The organism is Streptomyces sp. NPDC005017 (assembly GCF_042873115.1).
Classification (GTDB): Bacteria; Actinomycetota; Actinomycetes; order Streptomycetales; family Streptomycetaceae; genus Streptomyces.
In genome coordinates, this window is sequence record NZ_JBIALD010000002.1 from 160,468 (window position 1) to 180,294 (window position 19,827).

General features: G+C 72.5%; 17 protein-coding genes and 1 pseudogene. 7 read left to right on the forward strand and 11 right to left on the reverse strand.

Going from position 1 to position 19,827, the window contains the following annotated elements:
- The first annotated feature begins 199 nt into the window (after window positions 1-199).
- On the forward strand, window positions 200-2,305 hold the full coding sequence (locus tag ACFYR0_RS03530; RefSeq protein ID WP_389321427.1) for an MMPL family transporter: 2,106 nt from the start codon (window positions 200-202) through the stop codon (window positions 2,303-2,305).
- A gap of 404 nt (window positions 2,306-2,709) precedes the next feature.
- Here ACFYR0_RS03530 and ACFYR0_RS03535 read toward each other — a convergent pair whose 3' ends face one another.
- Window positions 2,710-3,783, reverse strand: coding sequence for a BTAD domain-containing putative transcriptional regulator (locus ACFYR0_RS03535; RefSeq protein ID WP_389321429.1), 1,074 nt, complete (start codon window positions 3,781-3,783; stop codon window positions 2,710-2,712).
- A 220-nt stretch (window positions 3,784-4,003) separates the two neighbouring features.
- Here ACFYR0_RS03535 and ACFYR0_RS03540 point away from each other — a divergent pair, with 220 nt between their 5' ends.
- Entirely contained in the window at window positions 4,004-5,002 is a 999-nt protein-coding gene (locus ACFYR0_RS03540) for a methyltransferase (protein WP_389321431.1), read from the forward strand.
- A 242-nt stretch (window positions 5,003-5,244) separates the two neighbouring features.
- Here the strand turns inward: ACFYR0_RS03540 and ACFYR0_RS03545 are convergent, their stop codons facing one another.
- The gene (locus ACFYR0_RS03545; protein WP_389321433.1) at window positions 5,245-5,436 is read right to left on the reverse strand and encodes a hypothetical protein; all 192 of its coding nucleotides are present in this window, start codon (window positions 5,434-5,436) and stop codon (window positions 5,245-5,247) included.
- Window positions 5,396-5,854 (reverse strand): hypothetical protein, encoded by a 459-nt coding sequence (locus ACFYR0_RS03550; protein WP_389321435.1) that lies wholly within the window; start codon window positions 5,852-5,854, stop codon window positions 5,396-5,398. The genes ACFYR0_RS03545 and ACFYR0_RS03550 overlap by 41 nt, the downstream gene beginning before the upstream one ends.
- A gap of 1,015 nt (window positions 5,855-6,869) precedes the next feature.
- On the opposite strand from ACFYR0_RS03550, the gene ACFYR0_RS03555 reads away from it, so the two are divergent.
- Window positions 6,870-8,351, forward strand: a complete 1,482-nt coding sequence (locus tag ACFYR0_RS03555; protein ID WP_389321437.1) for a polyprenyl synthetase family protein — start codon at window positions 6,870-6,872, stop codon at window positions 8,349-8,351.
- A gap of 229 nt (window positions 8,352-8,580) precedes the next feature.
- On the opposite strand, the pseudogene ACFYR0_RS03560 reads toward ACFYR0_RS03555, so the two are convergent.
- Window positions 8,581-8,748: pseudogene (locus ACFYR0_RS03560) on the reverse strand (ribonuclease domain-containing protein); the annotation flags it as partial.
- Window positions 8,749-8,772: 24 nt separating this feature from the next.
- A complete protein-coding gene (locus ACFYR0_RS03565) occupies window positions 8,773-9,678 on the reverse strand; it encodes a DMT family transporter (RefSeq protein ID WP_389321439.1) in 906 nt (301 codons plus the stop codon).
- A gap of 358 nt (window positions 9,679-10,036) precedes the next feature.
- On the opposite strand from ACFYR0_RS03565, the gene ACFYR0_RS03570 reads away from it, so the two are divergent.
- Window positions 10,037-10,813, forward strand: coding sequence for an SDR family oxidoreductase (locus tag ACFYR0_RS03570; RefSeq protein ID WP_389321441.1), 777 nt, complete (start codon window positions 10,037-10,039; stop codon window positions 10,811-10,813).
- A 261-nt stretch (window positions 10,814-11,074) separates the two neighbouring features.
- On the opposite strand, the gene alc is transcribed toward ACFYR0_RS03570, so the two are convergent.
- Together alc and allB are read right to left on the reverse strand one after the other, a co-directional pair.
- Window positions 11,075-12,190, reverse strand: coding sequence for an allantoicase (gene alc, locus ACFYR0_RS03575; protein ID WP_389321443.1), 1,116 nt, complete (start codon window positions 12,188-12,190; stop codon window positions 11,075-11,077).
- 39 nt (window positions 12,191-12,229) lie between these two features.
- Entirely contained in the window at window positions 12,230-13,567 is a 1,338-nt protein-coding gene (gene allB, locus ACFYR0_RS03580) for an allantoinase AllB (protein ID WP_389321445.1), read from the reverse strand.
- Window positions 13,568-13,823: 256 nt separating this feature from the next.
- Here allB and ACFYR0_RS03585 point away from each other — a divergent pair, with 256 nt between their 5' ends.
- The gene (locus tag ACFYR0_RS03585; protein ID WP_389321447.1) at window positions 13,824-14,615 is read left to right on the forward strand and encodes an IclR family transcriptional regulator; all 792 of its coding nucleotides are present in this window, start codon (window positions 13,824-13,826) and stop codon (window positions 14,613-14,615) included.
- Window positions 14,616-15,071: 456 nt separating this feature from the next.
- Here the strand turns inward: ACFYR0_RS03585 and ACFYR0_RS03590 are convergent, their stop codons facing one another.
- Window positions 15,072-15,389 carry a DUF5955 family protein gene (locus ACFYR0_RS03590; RefSeq protein WP_389321449.1) on the reverse strand — a complete coding sequence of 106 codons (318 nt, stop codon included), beginning with the start codon at window positions 15,387-15,389 and terminating at the stop codon, window positions 15,072-15,074.
- Window positions 15,390-15,551: 162 nt separating this feature from the next.
- Between ACFYR0_RS03590 and ACFYR0_RS03595 the strand changes: the two genes are divergently transcribed.
- Both ACFYR0_RS03595 and aceB read left to right on the forward strand, forming a co-directional pair.
- Entirely contained in the window at window positions 15,552-16,154 is a 603-nt protein-coding gene (locus ACFYR0_RS03595) for an NTP transferase domain-containing protein (RefSeq protein WP_389321451.1), read from the forward strand.
- A 184-nt stretch (window positions 16,155-16,338) separates the two neighbouring features.
- On the forward strand, window positions 16,339-17,961 hold the full coding sequence (gene aceB, locus ACFYR0_RS03600; protein WP_389321453.1) for a malate synthase A: 1,623 nt from the start codon (window positions 16,339-16,341) through the stop codon (window positions 17,959-17,961).
- A 2-nt stretch (window positions 17,962-17,963) separates the two neighbouring features.
- Here aceB and ACFYR0_RS03605 read toward each other — a convergent pair whose 3' ends face one another.
- The 3 genes from ACFYR0_RS03605 to ACFYR0_RS03615 form a co-directional block, all read right to left on the reverse strand.
- Complete coding sequence (locus ACFYR0_RS03605) at window positions 17,964-18,245, reverse strand: SelT/SelW/SelH family protein (protein ID WP_389321455.1); 282 nt, start codon at window positions 18,243-18,245, stop codon at window positions 17,964-17,966.
- A complete protein-coding gene (locus tag ACFYR0_RS03610) occupies window positions 18,242-19,153 on the reverse strand; it encodes a HipA family kinase (protein WP_389321457.1) in 912 nt (303 codons plus the stop codon). The genes ACFYR0_RS03605 and ACFYR0_RS03610 overlap by 4 nt, the downstream gene beginning before the upstream one ends.
- Before the next feature lie 85 nt (window positions 19,154-19,238).
- Entirely contained in the window at window positions 19,239-19,826 is a 588-nt protein-coding gene (locus ACFYR0_RS03615; protein ID WP_389321459.1) for a flavin reductase family protein, read from the reverse strand.
- Window position 19,827 lies beyond the last annotated feature (1 nt).

The window sequence follows — 19,827 nt, forward strand, 5'->3', positions numbered from 1 at the left end:
CGCACCATGCACCGTCTCCCGCCGGTTCCGTGGACAGCGTCCCCCGACCGTCCACCGTCTCCGGACAACGGGCCGGCGGCCGCCGCACGGCCCGTACGGACGGGCCCGCCCGACCGCCGCCCTCACTCCCCCGCCTCCGGCGACGGACTCACCGCCGCCGCAGAACTCTGCCGTGTCGACCGATAACCGAGGAATCCACGTGTTGCGAAAATTGGCGTCCTTGCCCAGTGGGAGGGTGGCGAAATGGGTCGTCCTCGCCTTCTGGGTCGTCCTGTTGGTGCCCGCCGTGATGCTGGCCGGCAAGCTCGGCGACGTCGAGGAGAACGACAACTCGGCGTGGCTGCCCGGCAATGCCGAGTCGACGAAGGTGGTCGAGCGGGCTGACAAGTTCGGCCTGACCAAGACGGTCCCCGCGATCGTCGTCTACGACCGTGGCGACGGTGTCACCGACGCCGACATGGCGAAGGCCGCCGCCGACGCCAAGGCCTTCCAGGGCCTGGACAACGTCGTGGGCCTACCCCAGGGGCCGGTCAAGTCCCAGGACGGCAAGGCGATCCAGACCGTCGTCCAGATCGAGAAGGACAAGTCGGGCTGGGAGGGGCTCGGCAAGGTCGTCGACGCGATGACCGACGTCGGCGAGAAGGACACCGACGGACTCGGCTTCCATGTCACCGGACCGGCCGGCCAGGCATCGGACTCGATCAAGGCGTTCAGCGGAGGCGGCAGTCTGACCACGATCACCGCGCTGGTGGTGGTCCTGATCCTGCTGCTCACCTATCGCAGCCCCTGGCTGCCCCTGGTGTCGCTGGTGACCGTGGGCGGTGCCCTGGTCGCCTCGGAGGCCGTGATCTACCTGCTGGCCAAGCACGCCGGCCTGGTCGTCAACGCGCAGACCAGTTTCACCCTGACCGTGCTGGTGTTCGGCGCGGCCACCGACTACGCGCTGCTGCTCATCTCCCGGTACCGCGAGGAACTGCGGCGGCACGAGGACCGGCACGAGGCGATGGCGGAGGCGCTGCACCGCTCCAGCCCCGCGATCATCGCCAGCGCCGCGACCGTCGCCATCAGCCTGATGCTGCTGATGCTGGCCACCCTCAACTCCACCCAGGGACTGGGCCCGGCCTGCGCGGTCGGCGTCCTGGTCGGACTGCTCGCCATGGTCACCCTGATGCCGGCCCTGCTGGTCATCTGCGGCCGCTGGGTCTTCTGGCCGGTCAAGCCGGCGTACGGCTCCGAGCCCTCGGCCAAGGAGGGCATCTGGACCAAGGTCGGCAAGGCCGTCTCCGGCAGGCCGCGGCTGGTGTGGATCGGCACCGCGCTCGCGCTCGGCGTGATGTGCCTGGGCATGTTCAACCTGAAGGCCGACGGGCTGGCCAGCAAGGACCAGTTCACCGACAAGCCGCAGACGGCGATCGGCGAGGAGATCCAGGCCGAGCACTTCCCGGCGGGCTCCGGCGACCCGATCTACGTCGTCACCAAGGCCGCCTCCGCGCAGGCGGTCAGCGCCACGCTGGCCGATGTGCCGGGCGTCGCCGAGGTCTCGCCGCCGATCGTCAAGGGCGAGGACGCCGTTCTGCTCGGTGAGCTGGAGGACAGCCCCACCGGCGACGCCGCGATGCGTACGGTGGAGCAGGCCCGGACCGCGGTCCACCAGGTCGACGGGGCGGACGCCCAGGTCGGCGGCAACGCGGCGATCCTGCTGGACACCCAGGAGGCGGCCACCCGTGACTCGGTGGTGATCATCCCCATCGTCCTGGTGGTGGTGTTCCTCATCCTGGCGGCGCTGCTGCGGGCCATCGTGGCGCCGCTGCTGCTCATGGGCACGGTGGTGCTGTCGTTCGGCGCGGCCCTCGGCGTGAGCAGCCTGGTGTTCGAGCACGTCTTCGGCTTCGCCGGCGAGGAGGCGTCCTTCCCGCTGCTGTCGTTCGTGTTCCTGGTGGCCCTGGGCATCGACTACAACATCTTCCTGGTCACCCGGGTGCGCGAGATCGCCCCGCTGCACGGCACGAAGCCGGCGGCGCTGATGGGTCTGTCCGCCACCGGAAGCGTGATCACCTCGGCGGGTGTGGTGCTGGCCGGCACCTTCGCGGCGATGGCCTCGCTGCCGCTGGTGTTCGCCGCCGAACTCGGCTTCGCCGTGGCGTTCGGCGTGCTGCTGGACACGCTCGTGGTCCGCTCGGTGCTGGTCACCGCGCTGACCCTGGACGTGGGCCGGTGGATGTGGTGGCCCAGCAAGCTGTTCCGGCAGCAGGAGCCCGCGCAGCCGGTGGCGGCCGAGCCGGAGCGCGAGACCGCGCGGGCCTGACACGTCGCCCGCGCCGCGCCTTCCGAGGGCGGTGACGACCCCAGACGGGGCCGTCACCGCCCTCGCGGCGTTGTGCGCCACCCGCCAGCCCCTCGACGGCGTTGAGGGCGTCTCCTGGGCGCTGAGAGCCTCCGGCGGGGCGGGGGCGGGCGGACGCGCGGCTGCGTCGTCGGGCCGGCCCGAACTCCGGGGCGGCGGGGCGGGTGCGGGCGGACGCGGCTGCCCCGCCCGCCCGGCCTGAACTCCGGGGCGACCGCGTCCCCACGCGCCCGGCGGTGTGCGGTGCGCGTGGGGGGCAGCCGTTCCACGACACCGTCACAGGCGACGAGCCGGAGCGGACGCCCCGGACGACGGTCCCGCGGGCGTACCGGGACCGCTCGCACGGCCCCGGCGGTCGTCCGCGGTCAGTCCAGGGCCGGGGCCTGGCGCAGGATCTCGCTCTCCAGGCGCCGCAGGGCCGGGCTCGGGTCGATGCCCAGTTCCTCCGCCATGCGCTGCTGATGCGCCCTCAGGACCGCCAGCGCGTCCGCCTGCCGTCCCGACCGGTACAGCGCCAGGCCGAACAGCTCGCAGCCGTACTCCCTGAGCGGATGGGCCTGGGTGAAGGCGGCCAGTTCGGACACGGCCACCTCGTACGCCCCCACGGCGATCAGGCTGGCGCAGCGGCCCTCCATCACGGACAGCCGCAGCTCGTCCAGCCGCACCACCTCCGGCGCCACATGCGCGGCCGCGGCCACCTCCGCGTAGGCCTGGCCCCGCCACAGCGAGAGCCCCGTCTCGAACGCCCGCAGTGCCCGCTGCGGGTCACCCCGGTCCAGGGCCTTCCAGCCGGCCGTCGCGTGGGCGCCGAAGTGCTGGACGTCGACCTCGACGGCCCGGCTGTCCAGCAGATAGCCCCGGCCGCGGGTGCGCAGCACGCTGGCCGGCTGCCGGGGCGCCCGGTCCGGCTCCAGCGCCCGCCGCAGGTTGGCCACATAGGCGTGCAGCGAGGTGATGGCCGAGGGCGGCGGCGCGCCCTCCCAGAGCTCCTCCAGCATCACGTCGACCGACACGGTCTGGCCCACCTGGCTGACGAGCAGGACGAGGGCGGCCCGCTGCTTGGGCGCGCCCAGCTCCACCCGCCGTCCGGCCACGTCGGCCTCCACGGGGCCGAGCACCCGCAGTTCCACCCCGGCCGCGGGTGTCTCCACGACCTGGAGGCGCGGGGCCTCGGCGGACCGGCCGGGACCGGGCAGGGTCCGCCGCGCGGGTGCCGGGAAGTTCGTGACCTCCCGGTCGCCGACCGCCCGGGCACCGGGTTCCTGGAGGGGGAGATCGAGGTCGAGTTCGAGCGCCTTCGCGAAGTACATCTTCAGCGTCTCGTTCACCCGCCTCAGTTCCCTCACCTCACGCTCCAGTTCGGCGATACGCCGTGCGTCGCCCGGCCTTTCCCCCGGTCGTCGCTCCAGCGATATCTGGGTCCCCCGCTGATTCATCATCCGTGAACTCCTCTTTATTGAAAGGGACTTGATACGAGCACCGCCGGACAAGCCGAGGACAAGCAGGTGGCAAGAGCGGTGCAGGACATTGGGAGCCGTACACACCGTGCGATCAGCGGAACTGTCTCCGCCCGGGGAACGGGAGAGACCCCGGCATTCGCAGGTGAGCCGGAAAGGTGAATTCGGCCGGCGCTTCGCCGCCGTATCTGGGAGGAACAGCATGAACAGCGCCCAACCGACGTCGGACCGGATCATGCAGCTCATCAACGGCTACTGGGCCACGGGAATTCTGGGCACGGCGGCCGGCTACTCGGTGTTCACCCACCTCGAGGACGGCGCGGCCACCGCGGAGGAACTGGCCGTGCGCGCCGGGATCTCACCGCGCGGCGCACAGGCCGTGCTCGACGGGCTGACCAGCATCGGCCTGGTCGAGCCGCACGACGGCCGCTACCGCAACACGGCCGAGGCGTCCGCCTACCTGGTGGAGGGCCGGCCCTCGTCGCTGACCGGCTTCGCGAAGCTCAAGATGGGCCACATGGCCGCGCTGGCCGGCCTGCCGGAGGTCGTCCGGGTCGGCGGGCCCCTGACGGACCCGGTGGTGGAGGTGGCCGACAACCCGCACTGGGCCGGGCTGGTGCAGGCGCTCGCCGCGCAGTCGGCCCCGGTGGCCGAGATCGCCGCGGACGCGCTGAACCTGGCGGAGGCCGGCGAGATCTCGATTCTCGACATCGGCGGCGGCTCGGGCATCTACTCGGCGACGTGGCTCGAACGCAACCCGGACGCACGTTCGACCCAGCTCGACTGGGCGCCGATCAACGCCATCGCCAAGCGGCTGCTGACCGCGCGGGGGGTGGCGGACCGCGTCACCTTCGCCGAGGGAGACCTGCACTCCGCCGACTTCGGCGAGGCGGCCCACGACATCGTGACCTTCGCCAACATCGCCCACCAGGAGGGCCCGGACGACAACGTGGCGATCTTCGCCAGGATCCGGAGCGCGCTGAAGCCCGGTGGCACGCTGGTGATCTCGGAGTACGTCGTCGACGACGACCGCAGCGGCCCGCCCTTCCCGCTGACCTTCGCCGCGGAGATGCTGCTCAAGAGCCGCCACGGCAACAGCTGGAGCCGGGCCGAGTACCACGAGTGGCTGGTCAAGGCCGGGTTCGAGGAGATCACGTTCCAGCGCACGCCGTCCCCGAGCACGCTGATCTTCGCGCGCTGAGGCGGGTGGAGGAGGCGACGGGACTCGGGCGACCCCCTCTTCGTCCCGCGCCGTATGGCCGGATCCCTACGGCGCGTGGAGCGCTGCGCCGGGTGCGAGGTGGGCGGAGTCCTTGGTTACAAGTATATTCTTAGCCTCTTCGCAGATACTTCGTCAAGTCCCTTGTACGGAACGGCAGTTCAGTAAAAAGCGGGCCGCCGCGAGAGTGCGGCGGCCCGCGGGGCGGGTGTCCCGGTGCCGGCTCAGCCGCTCGGGCGGCCCAGCCGGTCGAGCGTGTCGGCGACGTCGCCGGGGTGGTAGTAGGCGCGTCCGGCGTGGGTGTAGCGGCGCCAGCCGTACTGATGGGCGTAGCGGTAGACGGAGCCCTTGGCGACGCTCAGCAGGCCGGCGATGTCATCGGCCGTCAGCCCGGCCGGCGCGGATTCCTGTCTCATGTTCCCCCTCCTTGGTCCGCATCTGACGGGCGAGCGTGCTCCACCAGGTGACCGGCCAGGTGTGGCCGGGCGTCGTGGTGCACACGATCCTGGGCGGATGGGACTCACCGCGACGGCGGATGAGCGCCGTCAGGTCGCCGTCGCAGTCGCGGTGCGGACAGTGGCCGATCCGCACGCGGCGCCCGGTGTCCGGGTAGGCGATTCCATGGGCGGTCCGCACGAGCGCGCGGACCTCGTCCACCAGCTCCCCGGCGGCCGGGTGCCCGGCCAGCCAGTCGAGATGGCGGTTCAGGAAGCGCGTGAGCTCCGCGATGTCCCGGCCGGGGGCAGGGAGGCGGCGCTGCTCGGCGACCAGGCCGGCCCAGGACGACAGCACCGAGCGGATCGCGAAGCGGATCTCGGCCGCGGCCGGACTCATCGCGTCCGTGGCGGGGTTCCGCCGGGCGGTCCGCCGGATCACACGCGGACCCGCCGATCCGGAATTCCCGGCGCAGTCGTGATGAAGAGCCGGAAGATTCAGCAGGGCGTTCCGCAGCCCGTCGTTACAGTCACGGCACAGGAACTCCCCACGGTCGACGGTTTCCGACTTCTCCTTGACGCCACGGCTGTGCGAATTCCTGCACGACACAGCACTGCATGCCCGTTGACGTGACACAGTTTCTCCCCTTGGCGTGCGGCCACGCGCCCCCCGCGTGTAGAACCCTGTAGAGCCCGTCGCGGAAGGATTCGTCGCGGCCGAGACCCCCGTCAAGGCGTATCTTCCGGCGATAGCGCTGTGGTCATTCCGTTTCCCCCTCGCCGGCGACTCCGGTTTGCTGGTGCGACCACGGCCGGGCGGGAGGAACCGGGTTGATCGTCAAGGTCGCCGCGCCGCGAACCCCGCGCGGCCCACAGATCGGAGCCTCTGATTCCGCAGGCTCCGAACCCCTTCTGAGCTGCCGTTGCCGTCCGGCCGACAGTCGGGGCAGCGACCGAACCGACAGTCACTGTCACGCCATGACCGTCGCGAGGCGCTGGTCACGGCGGCTCTCGGCCGAAAATCGCCGGTCCGTTCCGGAGGGAGCGAATAGTGTCCGGCCGCGCCAGCGGGACGCGATCAATACCACGCTTCGACTCGATCGAAGGTGTAGGCGCGTTCGAGCACCCGTCCAGCACATCTATCGGCTCGCCACGGACATCCCGACAACCGTCCTGGCAGCCGCCAAGCCGATACCAATTCACCGATCAGTCCGGGGCAAGTCGTTCGGCCGATACTGATTTCCTCAGCTCGGCAAGTCCCCGCGGAACAGCCGGCCCCTCACGGGGAAATTCCCCGGAATGACCGCACCGATTTCCCGGCGACCGCGGCAACCGAGGTGGGAGGCCGTTTCAGGCCGAGCCTCCGTCCCTGGACCGAAGACCGCCGAGGCACTGATCGAACCTGAGAGGGAAACATGTCGTCTGTCCCACGCCGAGTCCTGCTCGCCGAGCCGCACGGCCACCGCGCCGGAGTGCACAGGGCCGTCGACACCGTGGAGCGCGCGTCCGCGCCCCACGGCGCGCCGGTGTACGTACGCAAGGAGATCTCTCCCGACGAACAGGCGCTGGTCCTCGTGGTCGGTGCCGCCGACCCGGGCGAGTCGGCCCGCCTGGTGAAGGCCGCGCAGGCCTCCGGGGCCGTCGCCCGGCTGCTGCCGCGCGCGGACCAGCTGGACCCCGAGTGGCTGGCCGGGGTGCGGTCGGTGCGGCTGAGCGCCGCCGCCGACGCGCCCGGGGCACTGCTGGAGGACGTCGTCGAACGGCTCGGGTCCCTCGGGTTCTCCGATGTCGCGCGGGACATGACCGAGACCGCCAGGACCGGCACCGTCGTGGCCGAACCGCGGCCGGCCCGCGCCGCCTTCGACGCCGGCGACTCCTGCGACCGGCTGCTCGCCCGCACCCAGGTGTGCATCGAGGACCTGCTGGCCGGGGAGTGCGCGCGCTGGGGAGCGGTCGACGCGCGGGCCGCGGCTCCGGTCGAGGCCGTGGCGGAACTGGTCACCGCCGGCGGCAAGCTGCTGCGCCCCACCTTCTGCATCAGCGGCTTCCTGGCGGCGGGCGGCGCTCCGGAGCAGGAGGACGCGGTCGTCGCCGCGTCCGCCGGACTGGAACTGCTCCAGGTCTTCGCCCTGATCCACGACGACATCATGGACAACTCCCCCGCCCGGCGCGGGTCTCCGACCGTGCACGTCAGGCACGCCGACCTGCACGCCCGCAACGGCTGGGTCGGCGAGCACCGCCGCTACGGCGACGCCTTCGCCATCCTGGCCGGCGACCTGGCGCTCAGCTACGCGGGCCGGCTGACCCGGGACCTGAGCGGTCCGGCCATGGAGGTGTGGACGGAGCTGGTCACCGAGATCATCATCGGCCAGCAGCTGGACATCCGGCTGGCCGCCGAGCTGTCGCCGGACCCGGGCCTCGCCCGCTGGGTCGCGGTCTGCAAGTCCGGCCGCTACACCATCCACCGCCCGCTCGCCCTCGGCGCGGCCATCGCGGGACGCCCCGGACTCCAGACCCCGTTCGAGGAGTACGGCGTCACGGCCGGCGAGGCGTTCCAGCTGCGCGACGACCTGCTGGACGCCTTCGGCGACTCGGCGGCGACCGGCAAGCCGGTCGGTCTCGACGTCAGCGAGCACAAGATGACCCTGCTGCTCGCCCTCGGGGCGGCCAAGGACGACCGGGTGGCCCGACTGGTCAAGGAGGGCCGTGACGGCGACTGGGACCCGGCCGCGCTGCGCGAGGCGCTGCTCGCCTCCGGTGTGCGCCAGGACGTGGAGGACCACATCGACCGGCTCGTGGCGATGGCCCGCGCCGCCCTGGAGGGGGCCCCGCTGGAGGGCGACTGGCAGCAGCGCCTGAGCAAGCTGGCGGAGCAGGTGGCGTACCGCGACCGCTGACGGGGCCGTCGGCGCCTGCCTCGCTGCACAGGGTCGCCGGCGTCTGCCTCATGCGACATCGGGCCGCCGGCTCCCGCCTCGTGCGACACGGCTCCGCCCCGCGGCCGGTGGGGGCGGGCCGCGGGGCGGGGCGGTGGGAGTGCCGGAGGTCCGGGTGAACGCGGCCCGGGCCTCCGGCGCTCGTGCGCGCCGTTCCTCGGGGGACCGCGACGCGCCCGGCCCGATCGCCTCAGCAGGAATGGCCGACCAGGTCGAACGTCGCGTAGTGGCCGGCGGTGCAGTAGTCCTCCTGGGCGGCCTGGCCAGTGACGATGCGCCGGGCACCCCGGTTGGAGGAGCCCGGGGTCTTCACCGTGTACCCGTGGTAGTGGCCGGTGGTGTGCCGGGGCAGGACGCCCCCGCAGCCCGTCGTTCCGGGGAGTCAGCCCGCGGCCCTGCGCCCCCACGCCGTTCCCATCAGCACCAGCGCCCCGCCCAGCAGCCCCGCCGCGCCCAGCCGTTCCCCTCCCAGCGCGATACCGGTCGCGGCCGCCCACAGCGGCTCGGTGCCCAGCAGCAGGCTGACCCGCGAGGGGGAGGTGCGGCGGACGGCCCACATCTGCACGAAGAAGGCGAACAGCGTGCACAGGACGGCCAGGAACAGCAGCGCGGCCCACTCGCGCGGCCCGAAGTCCGCCGCGGTGCCCCACGGCGTAGCGTCGGAGCCGGTGGACAGCAGCGCGAACACCACCACGGCGGTGCCCAGCTGGACCGTCGTCAGCTCCAGCGCACCCGCGCCCCGCACCGACTTCAGCCGGGCCATCACCAGGACGTGCACGGTCCGGGCGAGGGCGGCCAGCAGCATCAGCACATCGCCCGCCGCGGGCCGGGTGAAGCCGCCCCCCTGGGTGAGCAGCACGACGCCGAGCACCGACAGGGCGGCCGCGCCGAGGAAGGCCCGGGACGGGCGCTCCCGGGTGACGGCCGCCTCGGCGAGCGGCGTGAAGATCATGGTGAGGCTGATGATGAGGCCCGCGTTGGTCGCCGAGGTGTGCACCACCCCGTACGTCTCCAGCAGGAAGATGCCGCTCAGGATCAGCCCCAGCAGCCCGGCGCCCCGCCACTGGGCGGCCGTCAGCGCGCGCAGCGACCGCCAGGAGGCGAGCAGCAGCACCGGCAGGACGAGGGCGAAGCGCAGCACCAGCACGGCGAGGACCGTGCGGGCGGTGGTGACGTCCTTGGCCGCGAGATAGCTCGCGCCCCAGACGGCGGCCACCAGCAGCAGGGGCAGGTCGACGAGCCAGGCTCGGCGGAGTGCGGGGGCGGAGGGTACGGCGATCGTCGACACGGCGGATGCGGCTCCCGGTCTCCAGCGGGCAAACGGGCGTGGAGACGGCGGCGGCTCGCACGGGAACGGTCACCGTACCCGCGCGGATGATCTCTCGACCAGCCCTTTCCGACGGGTGCGGGTGCCCTGGTGGGACGGGTGCTGGTACCCCCGGTCAGACGGGTGCGGGTGCCGTGGTCCGACGGGGGCGGGTGCCCTGGCGGGTCAGGCCTCCGGGGGCAGGTCGAAGGCGCCGAACTCGGGCCGCCCCGCCAGGTCGTACGTCTGGAGGGAGACGCCGGCCGGGGTGCCCGTCCCCCTTGTGGTCGATGTCCGTTCCCCGCCAGCATCCGGGGGCGCGCACCGCTGAGATGGTCGTATGACGACGACGCACGAGATGACGCCGAACAGTACGGACGTACCCCTGCACGGCAAGGTGGCCCTGGTCACCGGTGGCGGTCGCGGGATCGGCGCGGCGACCGCGCTGCGGCTGGCGCGGGCGGGGGCCGATGTGGCGCTGAGCTATGTGAACGGCAAGGGGGCGGCCGGCGAGGTCGCCCGGGCGGTGGAGGCGCTGGGGCGCCGGGCGGTGGCCCTGCGCGCGGACGCCGGGGACGCGGCGGAGGCGGCCGGGGCGGTGCACGCGGCGGCCGACGCGCTGGGCCGGCTCGACGTGCTGGTGAACAACGCGGGCATCGGGGTGCTGGGGCCCATCGAGGAACTGGGGCTCGGGGACGTGGACCGGCTGCTCGCGGTGAACGTGCGCGGGGTGTTCCTGGCCTCGCAGGCGGCGACGCGGCGCATGGCGGACGGCGGGCGGATCATCATGATCGGGACCTGTATGACCCAGCGGGTGCCCGGCCCCGGCGGGACGCTCTACACGACCGGCAAGGCCGCGCTGAACGGACTGTCGAAGGCGCTCGCCCGTGAGCTCGGTCCGCGCCGGATCACCGTCAACGTCGTCCACCCGGGGCCCACCGACACCGACATGAACCCGGCGGACGGGCCGTACGCGGCCGGGCAGCGGGCCCTGACCGCCCTCGGCCGCTTCGGCACGGCCGACGAGGTGGCGGCGATGGTCGCCTATCTGGCGGGGCCGGACGCGGCGTACGTCACGGGTGCGGAGTTCTCCGTCGACGGCGGCCACGCGGCGTGACGTCCCGCGTGACGTGGGGCGTGACGTGTGGCGGGGGCGCACCGGTGTTGTTTCGGGGCCGGTACGCCCCCGGCTTCGGGGCCGGCGCGCCCTCGGGTTCGCGGCCCCTGCCGCGGTGGGTGGGGCGGGGCCGCGCCGGGGGATGTGCGTCCTCGGTCCGCCGGACTGGCCTCCTACGGGGGTTCTGGTGTTCGACGGCGGCCACTGCGGGCGGACACCCCCGGCACGTCCCCTTGCCGCCGTACGCGGCTGAACGTCCGGTCAGCCGCCGAGTTCCTGGTGGCGGGCCGCCAGGGCGGCTGTGCCCTGTTCGGTCAGGGAGCCGTACAGGCGCAGGCGGGAGATGCCGCCGTCGGGGTAGATGTCCACGCGCGCGTGGCTGCCCACGGCCGGTTCGGGCAGGACGAAGCGGTGGTCGGTGTCGGGCTGGAGGCGGGTACGCGGGAGGATCTCCGTCCACGGCCCGTCCTCGCCGTCCTTCACGGACACCGAGGCCCAGCCCGCGCTGTTGCCCTTCAGGTACGCCGTGTCGATCTCGATCGCGCGGATCCGGGACTGGGCGGCGAGGCGGTAGCGGATCCAGTCGTTGCCCTGGTCGCGGCGGCGGCGCGTCTCCCAGCCGTCGTCCATCTTGCGGGACCGCCCGGGCCGGATGGTGTTGGTGGCGGGCGAGTAGAAGAGGTTCGAGGCGTCCTCGACCTGGCCGCCGTTCTCCAGCGCGACCACGTCGAAGGTGCCGAGGGCGGCCAGCCACCGCGGGTCGGGCACGACCTCGCCGTGGACCCGGAGGCGGGCGATGCCGCCGTCGGGGTGCTGGTTGACGCGCAGGTGGGTGAAGCGCTGTTCCGCGGACACGGTGAAACCGTTCGCCGCGTGGCCGCCCACGGGGGTGCGCGGGACGAGGGTCGTCCACTTCACGTCGTCGCCGAGCAGTTCCTCCGGGGAGGGCGAGCCCGGCACGGAGGTTCCCTCGACCGACACGGCCTGCGGGTAGTTGCCGCGGAAGTGGGCCGTGTCGACGACGATGCCGCGGATCACTCCGGGTGCGCCGAGGCGGATCAGCGCCCAGTCGTGGTCGTCGGCCGTGGGCCAGGGGTGCTCGGCGGACCTGCCGCGCCGGCGCCGCGTCTCCCAGCCGTCCATGATCTTGCCCTTGTGGCCGAAGTGCTCCGGATCGAACTCGGCCCGCTCGGGCACCAGCAGGTTCTCGCGCTGGGCGAAGAACTCGTCGTTGGCCGCGACGACCCCGGCCCCTAGCTGCCGGTCGGCGAGATCGGCGTACTGGGTGAAGGGGAAGTCGGCGGTGCGGTAGTCCGCGAACGGGTCGCCCCCTCCGTAGGGGTTCGCGTCGCCGGTGAAGCGGGGTGTCGCCGTCACAGTGATCAGGTCTGCCTTTCGAAGCTCGGTGGGTGGGATTCAGTCGGTCCGGGTGAGCAGTCGTCCCTTCGGCTCGGTGAACTCGCCGTCGGCGACGATGCGTTCGCCGCGCAGCCAGGTGGACTTCACGACTCCGTGGAGGGTCCTGCCGGCGTACGCGGTGACACGGTTGCGGTGCTGGAGGGCGGCGGGGTCGACGGTGAACGTCTCGTCGGGGGCGAGGACGGCGAAGTCGGCGTCGCGGCCGGCCTCGATGGCGCCCTTGCGGGCCAGGCCCGCGAGTTCGGCCGTGCGCGTGGACATCCAGCGGACGACGTCCTCCAGGCCGTGGCCCCGCCTGCGCGCCTCGGTCCACACCGCGGCCAGGCTGAGCTGGAGGCCGGAGATGCCGCCCCAGGCGGTGGCGAAGTCGTCGGTCTTCAGGTCGGCGGTGGACGGGGAGTGGTCGGTGACCACGCAGTCGATGACACCGTCGGCGAGAGCCTGCCAGAGCAGGTCCTGGTTGGCGGCCTCGCGGATGGGCGGACAGCACTTGAACTCGCTGGCGCCGTCGGGGACTTCTTCGGCGGTCAGGGTGAGGTAGTGCGGGCAGGTCTCCACCGTGAGGCGTACGCCCTCGGCCCTGGCCGCGGCGATCAGCGGCAGCGCGTCGGCGGAGGACAGGTGCAGGACGTGCACGCGGGCGCGCAGCCGCTTCGCCTGGGCGATGAGCTGGGCGACGGCGGTGCCCTCGGCGTCACGCGGGCGGCTGGCGAGGAAGTCGGCGTACTTCGGGCCGCCCTGCTGCGGGGCGGCGGCCAGGTGGTGCGGGTCCTCGGCGTGCACGATCAGCAGGCCGTCGAAGGAGGCGATCTCGGCGAGCGACAGGGCCAGCCGGTCCTGGTCCAGGTGCGGGAACTCGTCCACGCCGGACGGCGACAGGAAGGCCTTGAAGCCGAAGACACCCGACTCGTGCAGCGGGCGCAGGTCCTTGACGTTGTCGGGGAGGGCGCCGCCCCAGAAGCCGACGTCGATGTGCGCCTTGTCCGCGGCTACCTGCTGCTTCACCCGGAGGTTGTCGACCGTGGTGGTCGGCGGGAGGGAGTTGAGCGGCATGTCCACGAGGGTGGTGATGCCGCCGGCCGCCGCCGCGCGGGTGGCGGTCCAGAAGCCCTCCCACTCCGTGCGGCCGGGGTCGTTGACGTGCACATGGGTGTCGACCAGACCGGGCAGCAGCACGTGGTCGCCGAGGTCCTCCAGCCGGGCACCGGCCGGCACGGGGGCGTCGTACGGCAGTACGGCGGTGATGGTGCCGTCGGCGACCGCCACCGACGCGGCGCGCGTCCCCTCGGGCGTGATGACGCGCGTCGAGCGCAGCACCAGTTCAGCGTCGGACACCCGGACCCCTCTCTGCCGCGTTTACTTCCGCGCAATGAAATTCAACAGTCTGTTGAAGGCCTTTAGGAGTCTTCACTCCCGCAGGGATGCCGTCAAGAGCGGACCCCTCCACAGTGCACCCCGCGCGCATTTCCTGGACCTTTTCACAAGATGGAAATAGCATTCCGTTGAGCGGAACGTAGTTACGCACAACAGGGGAGTCGACCGGCCGCCGGGTAGGCTTCAGCCCTCTCGCCAGTCCCGAAAGGAACGCGCCGTGCCGACGTCCAGCGCCAGCACCAACGACTCCGCCAAGTCCGCCACGGGCGGGGTCCAGTCCCTCGAGCGCGCCTTCGACCTCCTGGAGCGGATGGCGGACGCCGGCGGCGAGGTCGGACTGAGCGAGCTCTCGGCCAGCAGCGGGCTGCCGCTGCCCACCATCCACCGCCTGATGCGGACCCTGGTGGCCTGCGGTTACGTCCGCCAGCAGCCCAACCGCCGGTACGCCCTCGGCCCCCGGCTGATCCGCCTCGGCGAGTCGGCCTCCCGGCTGCTCGGCACCTGGGCCCGGCCCTACCTCGCCCGGCTGGTCGAGGAGACCGGGGAGACGGCGAACATGGCCCTGCTGGACGGCGACGAGATCGTGTATGTCGCGCAGGTGCCCTCGAAGCACTCCATGCGTATGTTCACCGAGGTGGGGCGTCGGGTGCTGCCGCACTCCACGGGGGTCGGCAAGGCCCTGCTCGCGAGTTTCCCGGACGACGAGGTGCGTGCGCTGCTGGCCCGTACGGGTATGCCGGCCGCGACCGAGAGGACGATCACCACGGCGGACGGGTTCCTCGCCGCGCTCGCGGAGGTACGGCGGCTCGGGTACGCCGTCGACGACAACGAGCAGGAGATCGGGGTGCGCTGTCTCGCGGTGCCGGTGCCCGACTCCCCCACGGCGGCGGCCATTTCCATCTCCGGGCCCGCGGGGCGGGTTACCGAGGGGGCGACGGATGTGATCGTGCCGGTGCTTCAGGAAGTGGCCGGGGAGTTGTCTCAGGCGCTGGTCAGTTCTGGGGCGTAGTTTTTTGGCGCGTGGTGGGGCGCGGCGGCTTGTCTTGTCGGCGGGTGTGGGTGCGAGGGCCCGTGCGGGTGCGTGGGGTGTTTGCGCAGTTCCTCGCACCCCTTGGCCGTGGGCGGGTGCGGGTGCGTCGTGGCTTTTCGCGCAGTTCCCCGCGCCCCCATTCCCGTGAGCGGGTGCGGGTGCGTGGGGGTGGTCGCGCCGTTCCCCGCGCCCCTGACGCGTCGGCCCGGTGCGGGCGCGTCGTGGCTTTTCGCACAGTTCCCCGCGCCCCTTGGCCGTGGGCGGGTGCGGGTGCGGGTGGCTTTTCGCGCAGTTCCCCGCGCCCCCGTTCCCGTGCGGGTGCGGGTGCGTTGTGGCTGGTCGCGCAGTTCCCCGCGCCCCCTGACAGCGGCCGGTCGCGCCGTTCCTCGGGCCCCTGACCGTGGCTGGTCGCGCCCTTTTGGGGCGTCGCGGGGTTCAAGGTCTCGGTTGTGGGCTGCCGAAGAGCTCTACCGCCGTGCGTACCTCTGAGAGGGGTCTCGTCAGGGCGCTCACGCTGCCCAGGGCGCTTGCTATCAGGAGGAGGGAGCCGCGTAGGCGGGGGATCTCCGGGCTGCCGTGCGTGGTCATGGCGGCGAGCGCGGCGAGTTCGTCCTCCGCGACGGCGCGGTCGGGGAACTCGGCCGGATACGCGGCCAGTTCGCGGCGCAGCCGGGACACCGCGGTCCGCAGGCCCGCCACTCTGGGATCCTCGTCGCTGCCCGTCACCGGCCTCTGCCCCAAGCTCCGCGACATGATCCTCCCCCGGCCCGCCCAGGGCCTGTCGTCGCGCCCACCCCTCGCCGCCCGGCGGCTCGCGGGCCAGTAAACGCCACCCGCTGCACATGCGCCACCACTCAGCGCGAAATTCCGCCCGGCGGGACGCGCGGTTGACGCGCCGTCAGGTATGCAGGAGCCATGACCGAACAGATCGAGGACCCGGTCGCGGGACTGGTGCTCGCCGCGGGCGGCGGGCGGCGGCTCGGCGGGCGGCCCAAGGCCCTGCTGGTCCACCGCGGCCGCCCCCTGGTGGAGCACGCCGTCGCGGCGCTGCGCGCGGCCGGCTGCACTCGGGTGCACGTGGTGCTCGGGGCCGGCGCCGGCACGGTGCGTGAACGTGCCGAGCTGACCGGATGCGTGCTGGTGGACAACCCGGAGTGGGAGGAGGGTATGGGCTCCTCACTGCGCGCCGGGCTCGCCTCCCTGGGCCCGACCGACGCGCGGGCGGCGCTCGTGTCGCTGGTCGACCAGCCGGGCGTCGGCGCCGCCGCGATGGGCCGTGTACGGGCCGCCTGGGACGGAGAGGACTCCCTTGTCGCTGCCTCCTACGACGGGGTGCGCGGCCATCCCGTGCTGTTCGGGTCGGCCCACTGGGCGGGCGTCGCGGCGAGCGCGCGGGGCGACCGCGGGGCGCGCGACTACCTGCGCGCGCACGCCGCCGGGGTCACGCTGGTGGAGTGCGGCGACGTGGCCGAGGCCCATGACATCGACACCGAGGCGGACCTGGGCCACCTTGAGTGAACGGGGTGGCACCGTGCGCCACCTTCCCTCGACCCGGAGAATCTCGACATCAACAAACCATTGAAGTTCCACGATGAGGAAACTACTATCCACTGATCAGGAGCACCCGACCGCACAGCGGGTGCGAAATCTCCCTGTACGTACCTCAGGCACCCGGTGCCACCGCTGAAGGAAGTGACAGCTCATGTCCGCACCAGCGCCGTCTCCGTCGGCCGTCGTCGACGCCGAGCCCCTGCCCCGGCAGGAAGAGGTCCTCACCGACGCGGCGCTAGCCTTCGTGGCGGAGCTGCACCGGCGGTTCACTCCGCGCCGCGACGAACTCCTCGCCCGACGGGCGGAACGCCGCGCCGAGATCGCCCGCACCTCCACGCTCGACTTCCTCCCGGAGACCGCGGCCGTCCGCGCGGACGACTCCTGGAAGGTGGCCCCCTCCCCCGCCGCGCTGGACGACCGCCGGGTCGAGATCACCGGCCCGACCGACCGCAAGATGACCGTCAACGCCCTCAACTCGGGCGCCCGGGTGTGGCTCGCGGACTTCGAGGACGCCTCCGCGCCCACCTGGGAGAACGTCGTCACCGGTCAGCTCAACCTGATCGACGCCTACACCCGCTCGATCGACTTCACGGACGAGCGCAGCGGCAAGTCGTACGCCCTGAAGGCTCCCGAGGAGCTCGCCACCGTCGTCATGCGCCCGCGCGGCTGGCACCTGGACGAGCGGCACCTCCTGGTCGACGGACGGCCCGTGCCCGGCGCGTTCGTCGACTTCGGGCTCTACTTCTTCCACAACGCCCAGCGTCTGCTGGACCTCGGCAAGGGCCCGTACTTCTACCTGCCGAAGACCGAGTCGCATCTGGAGGCCCGCCTCTGGAACGACGTGTTCGTGTTCGCCCAGGACCACGTCGGTGTCCCGCAGGGCACCGTGCGCGCGACCGTCCTGATCGAGACGATCACCGCCGCGTACGAGATGGAGGAGATCCTCTACGAACTGCGCGACCACGCCTCGGGGCTGAACGCGGGCCGCTGGGACTACCTGTTCTCCATCGTGAAGAACTTCCGGGACGGCGGGCCGAGGTTCGTGCTGCCGGACCGCAACGCGGTCACGATGACGGCCCCGTTCATGCGCGCGTACACCGAACTCCTCGTGCGCACCTGCCACAAGCGCGGCGCGCACGCGATCGGCGGCATGGCGGCGTTCATCCCGTCCCGCCGTGACGCCGAGGTCAACAAGGTCGCCTTCGAGAAGGTCCGCGCCGACAAGGACCGTGAGGCGGGCGACGGTTTCGACGGCTCCTGGGTCGCCCACCCCGACCTGGTCCCGATCGCCATGGAGTCCTTCGACAAGGTGCTCGGCGACCGGCCCCACCAGAAGGACCGGCTGCGCGAGGACGTCCACGTCGAGGCCGCCGACCTGATCGCCGTCGACTCCCTGGAGGCGAGGCCGACGTACCAGGGGCTCGTCAACGCCGTCCAGGTCGGCATCCGTTACATCGAGGCCTGGCTGCGCGGGCTCGGCGCGGTCGCCATCTTCGACCTGATGGAGGACGCGGCCACCGCCGAGATCTCCCGCTCGCAGATCTGGCAGTGGATCAACGCCGGCGTCGAGTTCGAGAACGGCGAGCGGGCCACGCCCGAGCTGGCCCGCAAGGTCGCCGCCGAGGAGCTGGGCGCCCTGCGCGAGGAACTCGGCGAGGAGGCCTTCGCGGCCGGCCACTGGCAGCAGGCGCACGACCTGCTCCTCGAGGTCGCCCTCGACGAGGACTACGTCGACTTCCTCACCCTGCCCGCGTACCAGCAGCTCAGGGGCTGACGTCACTCCTGCGCGGACCGGTCCGAGTGACCCAGGGACTTCCCCGGGGCCACTCGGTCGCGTACGACGCGCTTGACCGCCGTGGGCTCGGGGAAGCCCTGCTCGCGGCGGTCCCAGACCACCTCGTCGTCGACCCGGACCACGAACACCCCGCCCGTGCCGGGCTTGAGGGACAGCTCGTCCAGGTCCGCCTCGAACGTCGTGAGCAGCTCCTGCGCGAGCCAGGCCGCGCGCGGCAGCCACCGGCACTGGGTGCAGTACTCGATCTGAACCCGTCCACTCATCCCAGGTGCACCGACCAATCCTGTTCCGCGGCCGGCTTGCCGTGCAGGTCGGGGACCCGCTTCAGCCAGTCGGGCCGGCTCTGCCGTGTCCGCGCGGCACGCCGGGCGTCCTCGGCGGCGAGCTCCTGCGGGCTGGGGAAGTCCGTGGGCAGCCAGCTCTCCGACGCCCGCACGCGCGCGTGGAGATGGGCCACGTACGCCTCGCGCGCCGCGTCGGGCGTGGCGAAGCCGGTGTCGTCGAGCCAGGCGTCCGGCACCTCGTCGACGATCGCGCGCAGCAGCTCCCCGGTCACCTTCGGCGCGAGCTCGGCGTCGGCGGCCCGCACGTCGGGGCCGTAGTGGCCGAGGGCGTGGTGGCGGAAGTCGTAGGTTCTGCCCGGGTCCGCGCCGTCCCAGCGGTGGTGGAACACGAGGGCGGCGCCGTGGTCGATGAGCCACAGCCGGGGCGGCACGGTGCCCAGCGTGGGCCAGACCATCAGGTTGGAGCTGTGGACCGTACGGTCGACGTTGACCGTCAGCGCGTCCAGCCACACGATCCGGCCGGCCTCCAGCGGGTCCACCCGGAAGACCTTCGCGACCTCCGGGCTGAAGTCCTTCGCGCCCGGCAGGAAGTCCATGCCGAGGTTGACGCCCGCGCTCGCCCCGTGCAGCTCGCGCACCTCCTGGTGCGGCTCGTGCGCGGCGACGGACGGGTCGAAGTGGACGAGCACCAGCTCGGGGAAGCGCAGGCCCAGCGCCCGTGCCAGTTCCCCGACGATCACCTCGGCGACCAGCGCCTTGTGGCCCTGCGCGGAGCCGGTGAACTTCACGACATAGGTGCCGAGGTCGTCGGCCTCCACGAGCGCGGGGACGGAGCCACCGGAGCGCAGGGGTTCGATGTAGCGGGTTGCGACGACCTCTCTCAGCATGAGGCGAGCATAGTTTCCGCCGGAGAGGTCCGACGGTTGCGGACCGAAGCGGTCCGCAAGGCCGCCGAGCCGCCGGTCGGGGAAATCAGTCCGCTCCGGCCTCCGTGAGCGCCGGGGCCGCGACCGGCCGGAGCGAGCCGTGGACGTGTACCAGGCTGTCGCCCGGGGCACCGGACACGGTGTGGCGGACCGCGCCGACGACCAGATGGTGGTCGCCCAGGCGGTAGCGGTCGTGCAGCGAGCAGACCAGCCAGGAGAGGCAGCCGTCCAGCAGGGGGACGCCGTGCGGGCCGGTGTGCCACCGGGTGGGCGGGGCGAAGCGGTCGATGCCGGTGGTGGCGAAGCGCCGCGCCAGGTCGTGCTGGTCCGCGGACAGGAGCTGGATGCCGAACCAGTCGCAGGACCTGACCCGGTGCCAGGTCGAGGAGGACTCGGCCAGGGCGAAGGAGACCAGAGCGGGTTCCGCGCTGATCGACGTCATCGAGGTGATCGTCACTCCCGCGGGGCCCTCGGGGCCCGCCGCCGTGAGGACGGCGACGCCCGAGGGGTGGCACCGCAGGGCACCGCGCAGGGCCGTGCCGTCGACCGTGGAGGCGGTGGAGGGCGCCGGCGCGGCGGCCGGTCCGGGCGTCGGGTGGCTCCGGATGTCGCGGTGGACCGAGGGGGAGGCCATG

What these genes read in the sequence shown, in the direction of transcription:
- ACFYR0_RS03535 (WP_389321429.1), bottom strand. Translation starts at nt 3,783, where the DNA reads ATGATGAATCAGCGGGGGACCCAGATATCGCTGGAGCGACGACCGGGG.
- ACFYR0_RS03540 (WP_389321431.1), top strand. Translation starts at nt 4,004, where the DNA reads ATGAACAGCGCCCAACCGACGTCGGACCGGATCATGCAGCTCATCAAC.
- ACFYR0_RS03545 (WP_389321433.1), bottom strand. Translation starts at nt 5,436, where the DNA reads ATGAGACAGGAATCCGCGCCGGCCGGGCTGACGGCCGATGACATCGCC.
- ACFYR0_RS03550 (WP_389321435.1), bottom strand. Translation starts at nt 5,854, where the DNA reads ATGAGTCCGGCCGCGGCCGAGATCCGCTTCGCGATCCGCTCGGTGCTG.
- ACFYR0_RS03555 (WP_389321437.1), top strand. Translation starts at nt 6,870, where the DNA reads ATGTCGTCTGTCCCACGCCGAGTCCTGCTCGCCGAGCCGCACGGCCAC.
- ACFYR0_RS03570 (WP_389321441.1), top strand. Translation starts at nt 10,037, where the DNA reads ATGACGACGACGCACGAGATGACGCCGAACAGTACGGACGTACCCCTG.
- ACFYR0_RS03590 (WP_389321449.1), bottom strand. Translation starts at nt 15,389, where the DNA reads ATGTCGCGGAGCTTGGGGCAGAGGCCGGTGACGGGCAGCGACGAGGAT.
- ACFYR0_RS03595 (WP_389321451.1), top strand. Translation starts at nt 15,552, where the DNA reads ATGACCGAACAGATCGAGGACCCGGTCGCGGGACTGGTGCTCGCCGCG.
- aceB (WP_389321453.1), top strand. Translation starts at nt 16,339, where the DNA reads ATGTCCGCACCAGCGCCGTCTCCGTCGGCCGTCGTCGACGCCGAGCCC.
- ACFYR0_RS03605 (WP_389321455.1), bottom strand. Translation starts at nt 18,245, where the DNA reads ATGAGTGGACGGGTTCAGATCGAGTACTGCACCCAGTGCCGGTGGCTG.
- ACFYR0_RS03610 (WP_389321457.1), bottom strand. Translation starts at nt 19,153, where the DNA reads ATGCTGAGAGAGGTCGTCGCAACCCGCTACATCGAACCCCTGCGCTCC.
- ACFYR0_RS03615 (WP_389321459.1), bottom strand. Translation starts at nt 19,826, where the DNA reads ATGGCCTCCCCCTCGGTCCACCGCGACATCCGGAGCCACCCGACGCCC.